Annotated in this window: 13 protein-coding genes and 1 pseudogene; 4 read left to right on the top strand and 10 right to left on the bottom strand. The window is 33.1% G+C overall.

Going from position 1 to position 14534, the window contains the following annotated elements; translation table 11 throughout:
- Window positions 1-12: 12 nt before the first annotated feature.
- From NGI30_RS02355 to NGI30_RS02335, 5 genes are all read right to left on the bottom strand, one after another.
- A complete protein-coding gene (locus NGI30_RS02355) occupies window positions 13-396 on the bottom strand; it encodes a thiol-disulfide oxidoreductase DCC family protein (RefSeq protein ID WP_251518174.1) in 384 nt (127 codons plus the stop codon).
- Window positions 397-634: 238 nt separating this feature from the next.
- Window positions 635-2017, bottom strand: coding sequence for an EVE domain-containing protein (locus NGI30_RS02350; protein ID WP_251518172.1), 1383 nt, complete (start codon window positions 2015-2017; stop codon window positions 635-637).
- 114 nt (window positions 2018-2131) lie between these two features.
- The gene (locus NGI30_RS02345; protein ID WP_251518171.1) at window positions 2132-2362 is read right to left on the bottom strand and encodes a hypothetical protein; all 231 of its coding nucleotides are present in this window, start codon (window positions 2360-2362) and stop codon (window positions 2132-2134) included.
- Window positions 2363-2384: 22 nt separating this feature from the next.
- On the bottom strand, window positions 2385-3323 hold the full coding sequence (gene manA / locus NGI30_RS02340) for a mannose-6-phosphate isomerase, class I (protein WP_251942619.1): 939 nt from the start codon (window positions 3321-3323) through the stop codon (window positions 2385-2387).
- Window positions 3324-3902: 579 nt separating this feature from the next.
- Window positions 3903-4556 carry an SDR family oxidoreductase gene (locus NGI30_RS02335; protein WP_251942617.1) on the bottom strand — a complete coding sequence of 218 codons (654 nt, stop codon included), beginning with the start codon at window positions 4554-4556 and terminating at the stop codon, window positions 3903-3905.
- 140 nt (window positions 4557-4696) lie between these two features.
- Here NGI30_RS02335 and NGI30_RS02330 point away from each other — a divergent pair, with 140 nt between their 5' ends.
- Together NGI30_RS02330 and NGI30_RS02325 are read left to right on the top strand one after the other, a co-directional pair.
- The gene (locus NGI30_RS02330) at window positions 4697-4993 is read left to right on the top strand and encodes an ArsR/SmtB family transcription factor (protein ID WP_251518165.1); all 297 of its coding nucleotides are present in this window, start codon (window positions 4697-4699) and stop codon (window positions 4991-4993) included.
- Window positions 4994-5003: 10 nt separating this feature from the next.
- Window positions 5004-5956 (top strand): annotated as a pseudogene (locus NGI30_RS02325) (cation diffusion facilitator family transporter).
- Between the two features lie 195 nt (window positions 5957-6151).
- Here NGI30_RS02325 and NGI30_RS02320 read toward each other — a convergent pair.
- Window positions 6152-6883, bottom strand: a complete 732-nt coding sequence (locus tag NGI30_RS02320) for a metallophosphoesterase family protein (RefSeq protein WP_251942615.1) — start codon at window positions 6881-6883, stop codon at window positions 6152-6154.
- A 134-nt stretch (window positions 6884-7017) separates the two neighbouring features.
- Here NGI30_RS02320 and NGI30_RS02315 point away from each other — a divergent pair, with 134 nt between their 5' ends.
- Complete coding sequence (locus NGI30_RS02315) at window positions 7018-8139, top strand: DUF975 family protein (RefSeq protein WP_251518161.1); 1122 nt, start codon at window positions 7018-7020, stop codon at window positions 8137-8139.
- Between the two features lie 142 nt (window positions 8140-8281).
- On the opposite strand, the gene NGI30_RS02310 is transcribed toward NGI30_RS02315, so the two are convergent.
- The 4 genes from NGI30_RS02310 to glmS form a co-directional block, all read right to left on the bottom strand.
- Window positions 8282-9133 (bottom strand): HAD family hydrolase, encoded by an 852-nt coding sequence (locus tag NGI30_RS02310; protein ID WP_251942614.1) that lies wholly within the window; start codon window positions 9131-9133, stop codon window positions 8282-8284.
- Window positions 9134-9168: 35 nt separating this feature from the next.
- A complete protein-coding gene (locus NGI30_RS02305; protein ID WP_251518157.1) occupies window positions 9169-9954 on the bottom strand; it encodes an ABC transporter ATP-binding protein in 786 nt (261 codons plus the stop codon).
- Window positions 9955-9975: 21 nt separating this feature from the next.
- Window positions 9976-10335 (bottom strand): DUF2200 domain-containing protein, encoded by a 360-nt coding sequence (locus tag NGI30_RS02300; protein WP_251942611.1) that lies wholly within the window; start codon window positions 10333-10335, stop codon window positions 9976-9978.
- Window positions 10336-10541: 206 nt separating this feature from the next.
- Window positions 10542-12347: a glutamine--fructose-6-phosphate transaminase (isomerizing) gene (gene glmS, locus NGI30_RS02295; RefSeq protein WP_251518154.1), complete on the bottom strand. Its 1806-nt coding sequence runs from the start codon at window positions 12345-12347 to the stop codon at window positions 10542-10544.
- Window positions 12348-12961: 614 nt separating this feature from the next.
- Between glmS and NGI30_RS02290 the strand changes: the two genes are divergently transcribed.
- Window positions 12962-14503, top strand: coding sequence for a PTS mannitol transporter subunit IIBC (locus NGI30_RS02290; RefSeq protein ID WP_251942609.1), 1542 nt, complete (start codon window positions 12962-12964; stop codon window positions 14501-14503).
- Window positions 14504-14534: the final 31 nt, after the last annotated feature.

Here is a 14534-nt window from a genome sequence, read left to right as displayed (position 1 = left end):
TCCTCCGTCTGTTTAGTCTATAAAAAATGATTTCTCATAATCATTTGGTTGATGCCAGTGTGTTTTCCACATATGGTTACGGTTATCTGCAAATAATTGATAACCAAAGTCTCTTAATATTTTCGGTGTTAATTTGAGTAACACACCTAACCATTTATATTGCGTTAAAGAAGTGATGAGTGTTGCAATCGCGTCAGATTTGAATTCTAAATGTTCACCTTCTTGTAAGATGACGCTGTCGTATCGTCTCGCTTCTGGATAATTTTCACGTAATTGTTCAGCCACATCTCCTTGCAATTTTGCAAATTCATAGCGTGTTGATAAACCGTTTTGAATTAACCAAATCGCATAGTTGTAGCAGTATACACAATTTGCATCATAATAAATAATAGGCATAAATCAATTCTCCTTTTTTACAATGTAACTAAATGGTACTTATTTTTTAAAGATATCTTACAATGAACCATTTATTTATATTATAAAGGAACATCGATATAACATATAGTAACTCGTTTATAGCGCAAAAATGATTTTAATTTCATGCTAATTTTAAAAAAAGATGGTTACTACTTTTTCAGTAGTAACCACCTTATATTCTAGCCTGAAGACATATTGTCCCATATCTTCTATTACTTTATTTTAAAACATCGTCTTTTTTAACTTTTACAATTCTAGTATATTTAAGAAATTGTTCAGTATATTTTTGTTTAATTTCATTAAGCTCATCATAAGTAATTCCAATAATGTGCCAACTCGGATTAAAGTGATAATATGAATCTTTATGGCGAGACCATTTAACCATATTACCTTCGCGATTATATCGAGGCATCGTCATCTCATAACCTTCCAACACGTTTATATACGTTTGGAAAATATCAGGATCCACCCGATTAAAATTATCGATGACTAAATAACGTTTATCACTTTTTGGCATTAAATTCGTTATAAAGCCTTCTCTAAAATACAACGCTCCTGTTTCATTAGGTAAATATTTACCATAAAGCATATCTTCGGAAAAATCAGGATGCCCTGTTGTAAATACAGGATTAGCATTTGCTTTTTGTAATAAGTCTTCGGCTGCACTTAAACCATTGCCTTTATCAGCGACTAATAAGATGAATGGCTTTAAATTATCGTCCGATTCTTCTATTATCTCATTGCTTTTCACCGCTTCAAATTGAGGCTTAATACCACCATCGTTGTCACTCATTTCAAGAATTGCTTGGTATTGCTTTTTCGACATACTTGCAATGGCTTGTTTTGTATTTTCTTGTAAAAAGTATAAGTTTTTTAACTTCGGATGTTTATTCAACGTACTTAGAGACACCGGTGTAATTTCATTTTTGAAATATACTTCAATTGCTGTACTATTTGTGCGCCCTGGAATAGGCGGCTTTTCATGAATATGCTTAGTAACCTCTCCTATACCTATAACAGATTGATCTTTGTGTCGGTTGTAGAATACGAGCTGATCACCCATTTCCAATTGCGTATAAAAATGGTACCCATTACGTTTAATTCCATTGTATGTATGCGTAAATAAAGTATGATAAGAATCTGGTTTGAATTCTTCAGTTTCTGAAATAAAGAAATGTCTCGGTATCGTCATTTCACCTTTACCTAAACTTAAAATCAGATTAAACTCATCTTCGCTTATTTGATTAAATAGTGTTTCTTTCATTTGGCTCATTCTGAATTCTAACTTTTCACTTCTTTTTAAATATTCCGCAGTAAGTGGTTTAAGTTCTTCTAATAATTCAAAATGAACGCGTATCTTATTTTGCGCACCAGTTTGAACACTTGTAATTTCTCCGTATCCTAATAATCCAGTGTCCATTTGTACTTGATAGAAAACGACACGATCTCCAACTTTAGCTTGTTTAAAAGCACGGAAACCTTGTGATGGATTAAATTGTGCACCAGATTCAAACAGGGTTGTTTGACCTACTAATGGCTCATTGTGATTCCATCGGTTATAACCGCAATTCAACCAAAAATATCTTGTTTCCTCTGACATAGGTATACTCCTTATCTCTAAAAAATCTATTTTGTCTATTATATTCAAAACTCTGTCTTTCTACAATCTTTACTTATCAAATAATTTCGCTTAATCAATTAATTTGTATTTTGATTAATGTGCAACCGTAAATGCACCTAAAAGCGGCATTAAATTGATTAAAATCCCTCCGAATTTCAACATTCCACTTATTTCCTTATTAGGAATCGTAACGACTGTAGCGATAATTCCAATCACCGCAATAATCATTGGTATTGCAAGCGTTGGATATTGTGGCATTTTCAGGAAAATTCCTGCCCCAGCAAGTAAACCACATATTAATGCAACATATAAAAATTTGTACACTGCCTTTCACTCCTACTATAAATTACAAATAGCTAATAATTAATTCAAAATCGCCTTCAAATATCGTATCTAAATCATCTGACGTTAAAATAAAGTTTTGACCTTGCTTAACGGAATATATATCCCCATCAACAATAACTTGACCTTCTCCTTTAAGTATAGATACAAGTACAAACTCTCTCGGTTTCATGTAATTTAACGTCCCAGAAATTTCCCACTTAACCATTGTAAAGAAATCATTAGATTCGAGTTGAGTACGTTTATGATTTTCAATAATTTCTGTTTCTTTAGCAATATTGTAAGATTCATCTTTAACTTCTATGACATCTCTTGCTTTATTCAGATCTAAAGTTCTAGAAGCACGTGCATCTTGCCCTCTATGATAATCGTAAATACGATAAGTGACATCAGAAGATTGCATCGTTTCATAAGCTAAAATCCCCGCACCAATTGAATGTACCATGCCTGCAGGTATAAAGTAGAATTCCCCCGGTTGCACTTTTATTCGATTAAATGCATTATCATATTGCCCATTCTCTATTTGTTCTAACGCTTCTGATTTTGAAGTAGAAGTTAAGCCATAAATGATTTCTGCGTCTTTTTCAGCATCGATAATATACCAGCATTCAGATTTACCAAATTGACCATTTTCTTTTTCAAAAGCATACGCATCGTCAGGATGTACGTGGATAGACATCGCTTCTTTCGCATCTATCAATTTAGTGAGTAAAGGGAATTCTTGACTTGGAAAGTCACCAAACAATTCTCTATGTTCTGCCCACACTTGATCTAGCTTTTGTCCTTTATAAGGACCGTTTAAGATTTCACAACTACCATTAGGATGTGCAGAAATCCCCCAAGCTTCTCCTATATGATCATTTGGCAAATCATAACCCAATGATTCAAGTTTGTTTCCTCCCCATATCTTTTCATGAAAGATGGGTTTTAAAAATAAAGCCATTATTGCACCTCCGTTAACTAAAGAAACATTTTTCAAATAATGCGTTATTCCTTAATTTCGTAATGTTTTAAATTTGTATAATTGCAATCATATTATTTTTACATTAGTGATTGTATCATATCTCAAATCTATGAAATGAAGTATTTCTAACAATTTGTTAATATTCGCTTACTAAAAGTATACATTTTAAAGTCACACCACTTCAAAAGAGTAAAATTACCCAAAATAGTGCTTGCTCCAAATTGTACGCAATAGTATAATAATTATAGAATTATTAATGAGACTCAAAGGCTCTATATATAAGGTAATTACATGATTAATTATGCACTTGAAAAGGTTTATTAATCTTTTCAAACAAATAAAATTTGCTACGAAACCCAAACTGTGGAAAGTTTGGGTTTTTTCTATTATCAATGAATGTTTTTAACGGAAAAAATGAGATACTTTCCGGCAAGTATACCAAATTTAATATAGAGAAATCCAAATATAGATAAAAAAAGAGACTAAGACACGTTGAAATGGCTTGGCCTATTTATCAATGACCGTTTGTGTCCTAGTCTCTTATCCAGATATTTGAATTTATTTAACGTTTGTTAATGCTTGTGGAATTTCTTTCTCACCACTAATGATTTGGAATTCTTTATTGTCGAAACCCTCTGTTGTAACGACCTCTTTTAATACAGTGGCAACATCTTCTCTAGGAATTGTACCTCTGCCTTCAAAGAATTGTCCAATTTCAATTTTACCTGTACCTGCTTCATCTAATAATCCACCAGGATGGACGATTGTATAAGGTACTTTAGCTTGTTTTAAATATTCATCTGCATAATGCTTAGCAATTGTATATGGTTTTAAGTCTCCACTTGCATCAAAAGCTACTCTACGTGAATCATATGTTGAAACCATTACATATTGTTGAACGTTGTTTTCTTCACTTGCTTTAATTGTTTTGATTGCCCCATCTAAGTCTACATAGAAAGTTTTATCTGCGCCTGTTTTACCACCAGAACCAACAGAGAAAATCACTTTGTCATAGCCTTTAATTTTATCAGTTAATGTTGACAAATCATCCGCTTCAACATCAATTAATGTAGCATCTATATCTTTTTCTTTAAAAGCATCTACTTGTTCTTGTTTGCGAACGCCGGCTGTAAACGTTTCTCCACTCTCTTTTAACTGCTCAACTAGAAATTGCCCTACGCCACCGTTAGCGCCAATAATAAGAATACTCATATATTGCTACCTCCTTTATTATATATACTTAATTTTATCACTACGTAAATGAATTAAAACATATATGCTTACTTTGACATTTCACTTAAGTTATATTAATATATGAATAAATGTTCATATATTAATATAAGGAGTTTACTATGGCTAAAGAACTAAATCCAACTACAGTAGATCGCGTTTCTGAAATTTTTAAAGCTTTAAGTGATGCAAATCGTATTCGAATTCTGCACTACTTAGCTGAAGGTAATGATAGCGTCGGTCATATTGCGAATGCATTAAATTTAAATCAATCGAATGTTTCCCATCAATTAAGAATTTTAAAGCAAGCACAATTAGTGAAAGCTGAGCGTGATGGACAAACTATGATTTATTCACTTGATGATACACATGTATCTACCCTCTTACACCAAGCAATACATCATGCTAGCCATAATTAAAAGGAGATGAATACTGATGTCAGAACATCATTCACATGATCACCATCACGTGCACACCAATAACAAAAAGGTATTACTTATAAGTTTTTTATTTTTGGTTTGTTTATGATTATTGAAATTGTTGGAGGTTTTCTATCCAATAGTTTAGCTTTATTATCTGACGGATTGCATATGTTTAGTGACACTGTATCACTCGGCGTTGCATTATTCGCCTTTATTTATGCTGAAAAACATGCTACGATTCGTAAGACATTCGGTTATAAACGTTTCGAAATATTAGCTGCTTTATTTAATGGTGTTACGCTATTCGTAACCGGTTTATTTATTATCTATGAATCAATTAGTCGATTTTTCAAACCCCAAGATGTGAATTCTTCTGAAATGTTCCTGATAAGCATATTAGGTTTGATCGTAAATATCATTGTCGCATTTTTAATGTTTAGAGGTAGTGATACGACACATAATATCAACATGCGTGGTGCTTTCCTTCATGTCATCGGGGATTTATTAGGATCAGTAGGTGCCATCATCGCAGCACTCTTAATTTGGGCTTTCAATTTCACGTATGCTGACCCTATTGCAAGTTTAATCGTTTCATTACTTATTATTAAAAGTAGCTGGGGAATATTGTCGTCATCGATCAATATTTTAATGGAAGGTGCACCGAACGATGTCGATATGATCCATGTCATTGAAACAATTACAAGTGAGCCACATGTTCAAGATGTCCACGATTGTCACATTTGGTCAATTTCAAACGAATTAAACGCCTTAAGTTGCCATGCGGTTGTACCACATTCATTATCGGTCACTCAATGTGAAACCATATTAAAGCAACTTGAACATCGATTGGGTCATTTAAATATTCATCACATGACCATTCAACTCGAAACCGCTGATCATGATCATGGGGATGAGACTTTATGCACTTCTATAGATGACCATAAAGCGCACCAACATTAATAAGTTCCTAACAAAAATACCAAAAAGCCAACGTCAAAGAGGTATTAATCCATCTTTAGCGTTGGCTATTTTTATATGAATATATCGTATTTTGTATTTGGGACTTAAATGCTTCTAAACGCAAGTGACATATGGGTCGATCGAATTACGACGGTCAACTTCCGTCATTTAGTATCGATAACAAAAGCGAACTTTTTATAAGAATTTATCAAAAATTAAATCCTTTCCTGGTACTTGCTTTTCATCATAGCCACGAAGAAATTCTTCATTATCATAAGGTACTTTCACACGTTCTACATCAATTTCGTTACCATTTATCGTTACAATTCCATATACAGCATATGATCCATTATTTAAACCTACTGCACCAGGATTAAAATAAATTGTCGATTTATCATCAAATAAATGTACAGTATGATTATGACCAAACGCTATGAAATCAGCATCTTTATCGGAAAATAGCTGTGTCATATTGTTCTCAGTTGGTTCTACAATCGGGCTAAATGGAATACCATCGATCGGGGTATTTAATTTATCATTACTAATTTCATAATGAATAAATAATAATTTGCGTTGATTTATTGATTTTTCAATTTTACGAGGTAATTGATTTAAACGATCGTAATAATCCTCATCTAAATGACTTTCAATCCATTGATGATGTTCATAAAACTTATCTTTTAAATCTTCAGGGTAAGGAGTGTCATTAACTAATGACATAATTGCCTCATCATGATTACCTGCAATAATTTCCATATCGTCTCGGTCAAATATTGCGTCTAAAACTTTATTTGTTTCATGTCCAACACCAATATTATCTCCCAAGTTGTAAATCGTTTCTATATCATTCCTACTATCAATGTCATCGAGTACTGCCTCTAATGCATCAAAGTTGCCATGAACGTCTGTAATAATTGCAAATTTCATGATGAAATCTCCTTTCATTTTATCTTATTCACAGAAATATTTTAACATTTTGTAGTAATTTTGTTAGCTATTAATTTGAAAATGTCTATATTTTTGATATCGTAATCTTATCATCAAAAAGGAGTGCTTAAAATTTGTTTAACTTTCATAAATTAGCATTACAAAATACAAAGAAACAAAATGGTAAACTTTTATTATTTTCATTTATTGGTTTTATCATTGTTTATGTATTATTAGCTTTATCAATGATACCTATCCAAGCAGCAATACAAAAAATAATGCTGTCAGCGATGATGAAACAGTCATTAGTAGGACCAATAATTACGACTGTACTATCAATCCTTATTCCAATATTAATTTTTGCATTGGTTCTATTCCCGTTAATCGTAGGAATTATATATGCGATAGATAAAGCCATAAATAAAGAACCGGTTAAATTCACTGATATTTTTGCCGGCTTTAAAAAAGGCCATTATCTTAAAAACTTGAAACTTTCATTTGTCGTACTATTAACAATCATTGTTTTAATGATTATTAACTTGTTAATATCAAAACTATTAAACTTCGGTGTTGTTAAATTATTTACAGTATTACAAGGACCAATTAGTAGTTCAGATCATGCTTTAGGCATTTCACTAACAATGCAAATCATTTTTGCAACATTAGTATTATTTATCCAATCATTTGTAATTTGGTTCTTAATTACACTTGTTATCAATACCATTTTAGCTTCAATTAAAGACCCTTCAAAAGGTGCTTGGGCTAAATTAAAACGTGGATTCAAAGCTATTAAAAACGGTAGAAAAACTTGGTTCAAATTCTTTATCGGTTTATTACTATTGAACTTAATCGCTATCATATTAGCATCTCCAATTAGTCAATTAATTTCTATTTTCACAGGAAATATGTCACAAACACTTGCTAACGTAATAGTTACTGTATTATCAATCGTTGTAATAATTGCTCGTATTTTAATTTACTATCTAAATACTTTAGCTATTGTTCAATATTTCAATCGTGATGGTGAAAAATTAGAAACAAGTAAAGGTAAAAAAGGCAACAAGAACACAAATAAAAAGTCTCAATTAAAAGACAAATCACAAGACATCAAAGATGACATGACATCAAAAGATCATACTAAAGACAACAAAGAACATACAAATTCATCATTTAATGAGAAAGCTGATGAATTAAAAGAATCTGGTCAAAATAAAGCACATGATTTAAAAGATTCTGTTAAAAAATCAGATCAATAATTAAATAGAAACGCTAGGTAACATCCTAGAAAAAAGCCACCCCAAAAGATGACTTCAATCTTATGGGGTGGCTATCTTTATATCCTATTTTCGAAGGGGAAAACTTTGTGGGAACACTGTTTTTTATGACGTATTACTTAAATTATAAAAAATGTTCACTTAAGTACTTGGCCACACCGTTCTCTTCATTAGTAAATGTAGTTACATCATCAGTCAATGCCTGTATTTCAGGACGAGCATTCTTCATCGCTATCGTATAACCACCAAATGCAAACATAGATCTATCATTATCACTATCACCCATCACGAGCGTTGATGCTTGTGGTATATTAAAATGATCAATCATTTCCTTAATACCTGTACCTTTATCTTTTTTATAAGCCATTGTTTCTGTATTAAAGCGCGATGAATTAGAAATACTTATACGTAAGTCTTCTTGCTCGTTTGCTAGTGTTTCACGAAATCGAGCAATTTTACTGTATTCAGGTGAGAATAAATAAATTTTTGAAAAATGGGTGTCTGGTATTCTTGAAACCCAATCCACCTTTTCACTTATAGACTCTCGTCTAGACGCCCACTCACTTTCACTTACATCACCAGGTGGAGTGTCATTTTCAAATAATTCAGTCGTCCATTCTTTGTCCTTTTCTAGAATGATTCTATTTTGATCAAATGGAAATACCTCATAATAGATGTTTTGTTCTTGCGCTCGCGCTACTATTTTATCAACTGTATTGAAATCTAAACTATGTTTAAAAATCGTCTCATCATTAACTTTCCCTAATGTACCATTTGAACTAATGATGCCATCTACTTCAAATGTCGATGGGATTAAATTGCGAATTTCATCATGAGCACGCCCCGTTGCTAAAAATACTTTATACCCGCGTCCTCTCACTTGTTGAATCACTTTTGTTGTTTCTAAATCTACTTTATTATCTTTATGTAATAAAGTACCATCCATATCAAGAAAAATTGCTTCTATATTATCCATAAGAACTTCCTCTCTCATTTCAGCTAAAGATATCGTCATTTATCTTTTAAAAATAGTGAATAGCGTTGATATTGTTTATTTAAAATAACTTCTCTATTAAAATAATCACTTAATGTATGACTGTTCATAATATCTATTAAATTGCCTTGTTTATAACATACCCCATCTTTGAGTAGAAAACCTTTTTTAAAAGCTGGGGTTATTTCCTCAATAAAATGTGTAACGTAGATGACTGCCAATTCAGGATGTTGTTCAAACATTTCCTCCAAGGAATTTAATAAATCTTCACGTGTAATAAAATCTAAACCAGACGCAGGTTCATCTAATATTAATAATTTCGGTCGTGTCATCATTGCTCTAGCAATTAACACCTTTTGTCGTTCGCCAGTCGATAAATAACCATAATACTGATTTTCGAACTCTTCCATGCCTATTGCTTCCAATTGTTTTCGTGCCAATTCAATTTGATCATTATTGACGTGTTGAAATAAGCCAATGGATTTGAACAACCCACTCAACACGACGTCAATCACTTTTTCTCCTTCTTGAAATCTGTTCATTAAACTATTAGAAACAAATCCAATGTTATCTCTTACAATATCTGCAGAATATCCTTTCGTTCCAGGCTGTTTGCCAAAAAGTGTGATTTCTCCTGATGTTATGGGTTCATATACGTTCATTATATTTAATAATGTTGTTTTCCCTGCCCCATTTAAACCATACAGCAACCATTTTTCTCCTTGGTCAATTTGCCAACTGACATCATTAATAATCAAATTACCATGTTTCTGACGGGACACGTTCTCCAATTTTATTAGCATAAGCTCACCTTATTTCATGACTTAAATTTTATCTTCTCTAAAAATCTTAGACATTGCCTTTCCTTTAGCAAGTTCGTCTACCATTTTATCCAAATAGCGAATTTCTTTCATCGTAGAAGGCTCCATCTCCTCCACACGCGTGCCACAAATGACACCGGTAACATATTCTCGATGAGGATTGAGTTGTGGCGCTTGATTTATAAAGGTCTCATAGTCAACTTCTTCGTCCAATAAAGTTTCTAATTGTGATTCATTATACCCCGTTAACCAAAAAATCAATTCCTTTAATTCAGCTTCAGTTCTTCCCTTTTTTTCAACTTTCTTTACTAAAAGTGGGTATACCTTCGCAAATAACATTTTATAAATTTTTAGCTCGGCCATTTTAAATCCTCCTTAATATCTCAATTGTTATTGTACTTATTTATTCAATCATAATTAACTTTTAAATGCACGACAAAGATTTCAATGGTGAACGTACATTATCTAAAAAATATAACGAACGTAAAGATAACTTTTTAAATAAATAAAAGAAGCTAACCGGTTCAAAAAGAACCGATTAGCTGTGATATACATTTGATTAAATTCGTTTATTCAACCGTTACTGATTTAGCAAGGTTACGTGGTTTATCAACATCTAAATCTCTGTGTAACGCTGCGTAGTAAGAGATTAATTGTAAAGTTACTACTGAAACTAATGGCGTTAATAACTCATGTACTTGCGGGATCACGTAAGTGTCACCATCTTTGTTTAATCCATTCATTGAAATAATACATGGATTAGCGCCACGAGCTACAACTTCTTTCACGTTACCACGGATTGAAAGGTTTACATTTTCTTGTGTAGCAAGTGCAATTACTGGTGTTCCATCTTCAATCAAGGCAATTGTACCGTGTTTTAACTCGCCCCCAGCAAAGCCTTCTGCTTGAATATATGAAATTTCTTTCAGTTTTAATGAACCTTCTAAACTTACATTGTAGTCGATTGTACGACCAATAAAGAATGCATTGCGCGTTGTTTCTAAGAAATCAGTTGCAATTTGTTCCATAACTTCAGCATCGTCTACAATTGCTTCGATAGCTGTTGTTACTTTAGCTAATTCACGAAGTAAATCAACATCTGCTTCTCTCTTGTGCTCTTTCGCAACGATTTGAGAAAGAATAGATAAAACAGCGATTTGTGCTGTGTAAGCTTTAGTAGATGCAACCGCGATTTCTGGACCTGCATGTAATAATAAAGTATGATCCGCTTCACGTGACAGTGTTGAACCTGCAACATTTGTGATCGTTAATGATTTATGACCTAATTTATTTGTTTCAACTAATACTGCACGACTATCTGCTGTTTCACCTGATTGAGAAATAAAGATGAATAATGGTTTTTCAGATAATAATGGCATATTGTATACGAACTCTGAAGCTACATGTACCTCAGTTGGCACGCCTGCCCATTTTTCAATGAACTCTTTGCCGACTAAACCAGCGTGGTAACTTGTACCAGCCGCAATAACATAAATACGGTCTGCTTCTGCCACATCTTTAATGATGCTTGAATCCATCTTCAAGTTTCCATTTTCATCTTGGTATTCTTGAATAATACGACGCATAACAGCTGGTTGTTCGTGAATTTCTTTTAACATATAGTGATCGTATACGCCTTTTTCAGCATCTGCTGCATCGATTTGAGCCGTATATGATTCTCTTTCTTGAACTTCACCTTCAAGTGTTTTAATAACAACGTCATCACGTTTAACAATTACGATTTCATGATCGTGAATTTCTTTATACTGATTTGTAACTTGTAACATCGCAATCGCATCTGAAGCGATAACATTAAAGTCGTCTCCTACACCGATTAATAGTGGTGATTTGTTTTTAGCTACGAAAATCTTATCTTCATCTTCATTATCGATTAAACCTAAAGCATAAGAACCTTCTAATAAAGAGATTACTTTTGTGAAGGCATCTTCAGTTGAAAGACCTTCATTTGAAAAATGCTCAACTAATTGAACGATAACTTCCGTATCAGTTTCAGAGATGAAAGTAATGTCGCTTAAATATTCGTTCTTAAGCTCTTCATAGTTTTCAATTACACCATTGTGTACTAAAGTGAAACGCTTTGAAGCTGATTGATGTGGGTGAGAGTTTTCATAATTAGGTACACCATGTGTTGCCCAACGTGTATGACCAATACCTAACGTACCATCTTGATCATCTGCTTCTGCAACCTTTCTAAGTTCTGAAATGCGTCCTTTCGCCTTTGATACTGAAGTACCTGATTCATTAACTACTGCAATCCCAGCTGAATCATAACCTCTATATTCTAATTTTTCTAAACCTTTTAATAATAATTCTTTGGCATTATCTTGCCCGATATATCCTACAATTCCGCACATATTAATATTAACCTCCATCTACAGTATTCACAGAAAATCATATAGCAACAAAACATTGTTTATATACGCTCATACAATGTTTCATTATGTCTCAGTCATTGTCATTTAGTAACTTAAGACCTTCTATGAACCATATTACTTTATATTCATTGGCTAGCTTATTAACTTTGTGCACTAGGTTGCCCTAATGTTTTACTTAATAAGTTGTCGAATGAGCCACATCCGGGATAGCATCCGCCGATGATTCGATAACTATCCTCCTCGTCTACAAGTACAATTAACATATCTATTAAGATTTCTGTTTTAAACCTTAAATGTTCAACATATCAACCTACTTGCACAGGCGCTTTGATTACCTTTTTTGCTATTATTCCCTCCTTTCCATCAATACTTTCTATTGTACAATGCGCTCAACTCTCATTGCAAATAAAATAAAGTTCCATTTTACCCAATATAACGCGTCAATATCACTTTCTACTATATATACTGTAATCGACTTACTTTACGATTGTCATATTAATCGTGCCAAATCGGAAACTACTTTATATTGTTCTCATTAACAAAACACCTTAAAATTTAGTATATAAAATAAATATTTAAAGGGGGCAAAAGTTATGTCACAAACAGAAACAGCAGAAAATAAAGGACTCGGACGCAAAGTTCAAGCCTTCGGGTCATTTTTAAGTAGTATGATTATGCCAAATATTGGGGCTTTTATAGCATGGGGCTTAATCGCATCAATATTTATTAAAGGTGGTTGGTGGCCTAATAAAGAGTTAGGTGAGCTAGCCTCTCCAATGATTTCTTATTTAATACCTTTACTTATCGCATATAGTGGTGGACGTTTAATCCATGAAATGCGTGGAGGTATTATTGCAGCCGTTGCTACAATGGGTGTTATCGTTGCTCTACCAGACACACCAATGTTACTTGGAGCAATGATTATGGGACCACTTGTCGGTTGGTTAATGAAAAAAACAGACCAATTTATACAACCAAGAACGCCACAAGGCTTTGAAATGTTATTCAATAACTTTTCAGCAGGTATCCTTGGTTTTATTATGACACTCGTAGGATTTAAGATTCTTGCGCCAATTATGTCATTTATTATGCATATACTTTCTCTCGCAGTAGGTGGTTTAGTACATGCGCATTTATTACCACTAGTAAGTATTCTTGTTGAACCAGCAAAAATTGTATTTTTAAATAACGCAATTAACCATGGTGTGTTCACACCACTAGGTGCGGACCAAGCTGCTTCAGCTGGAAAATCAATCCTTTACACAATCGAATCAAACCCTGGACCTGGTTTAGGTATTTTAGTTGCATATATGATCTTTGGGAAAGGTACTGCTAAAGCGACTTCATATGGTGCTGGTATTATCCATTTCTTCGGTGGTATCCATGAAATTTATTTCCCATATGTTTTAATGAGACCATTATTATTTATCGCCGTAATCTTAGGTGGTATGACAGGCGTAGCAACTTATTCATTGCTTAATTTCGGGTTCAAGATTCCGGCATCACCTGGTTCATTTATCGTATATATTATCAATACACCTAAAGGTGATTATTTAACTATGATTCTAGGTGTACTGTTAGCTGCCCTTGTATCATTTATTGTTGCTTCATTAATTTTAAAATTCACGAAAGAACCTAAACAAGATTTAGAAGCTGCCACTGCTAAAATGGAAGCAACGAAAGGTAAAAAATCAAGTGTATCATCTAAATTAAAAGGGAATGAACAAGATAAGGCTACGACTACAGCTGCTGGTACAACTGCAGCACAAAGTACTAATAGCCAGGAAGAAGATGATTCAGAGGATCTTCTAGACAATTATGATACTGAAAACGTTGACGCACACGATTATAGCAACGTTAATCACGTTATCTTTGCGTGTGATGCTGGTATGGGTTCAAGTGCTATGGGAGCAAGCATGTTACGTAATAAATTCAAAAAAGCTGATATTCAAAACGTAGATGTATCAAATACAGCAATTAACCAATTATCAGAAGATGCACAACTCGTTATTACTCAAAAGAAACTAACTGACAGAGCAATTAAACAATCACCAAATGCAATCCATATTTCAGTAGATAACTTTTTAAATTCTCCAAGATATGATGAATTGCTAGAAAACCTAAAAAATAAATAATTTTTAACATGAACATAATATGGGAGGGAGA

It is taken from the genome of Staphylococcus sp. Marseille-Q5304 (genome assembly GCF_943737015.1).
In the GTDB taxonomy this organism is placed as follows: domain Bacteria; phylum Bacillota; class Bacilli; order Staphylococcales; family Staphylococcaceae; genus Staphylococcus; species Staphylococcus hsinchuensis.
The sequence above is the reverse complement of the archived record's forward strand: the minus strand, read 5'-3'. Positions and strand labels throughout refer to the sequence as shown.

Bases quoted from the DNA above. Each gene is read 5' to 3' on its own strand.
- NGI30_RS02320 (WP_251942615.1), bottom strand. From the start codon at position 6,883: ATGAAATTTGCAATTATTACAGACGTTCATGGCAACTTTGATGCATTA.
- NGI30_RS02290 (WP_251942609.1), top strand. From the start codon at position 12,962: ATGTCACAAACAGAAACAGCAGAAAATAAAGGACTCGGACGCAAAGTT.
- NGI30_RS02350 (WP_251518172.1), bottom strand. From the start codon at position 2,017: ATGTCAGAGGAAACAAGATATTTTTGGTTGAATTGCGGTTATAACCGA.
- NGI30_RS02335 (WP_251942617.1), bottom strand. From the start codon at position 4,556: ATGAGTATTCTTATTATTGGCGCTAACGGTGGCGTAGGGCAATTTCTA.
- NGI30_RS02330 (WP_251518165.1), top strand. From the start codon at position 4,697: ATGGCTAAAGAACTAAATCCAACTACAGTAGATCGCGTTTCTGAAATT.
- glmS (WP_251518154.1), bottom strand. From the start codon at position 12,347: ATGTGCGGAATTGTAGGATATATCGGGCAAGATAATGCCAAAGAATTA.
- NGI30_RS02355 (WP_251518174.1), bottom strand. From the start codon at position 396: ATGCCTATTATTTATTATGATGCAAATTGTGTATACTGCTACAACTAT.
- NGI30_RS02310 (WP_251942614.1), bottom strand. From the start codon at position 9,133: ATGGATAATATAGAAGCAATTTTTCTTGATATGGATGGTACTTTATTA.
- manA (WP_251942619.1), bottom strand. From the start codon at position 3,323: ATGGCTTTATTTTTAAAACCCATCTTTCATGAAAAGATATGGGGAGGA.
- NGI30_RS02305 (WP_251518157.1), bottom strand. From the start codon at position 9,954: ATGCTAATAAAATTGGAGAACGTGTCCCGTCAGAAACATGGTAATTTG.
- NGI30_RS02300 (WP_251942611.1), bottom strand. From the start codon at position 10,335: ATGGCCGAGCTAAAAATTTATAAAATGTTATTTGCGAAGGTATACCCA.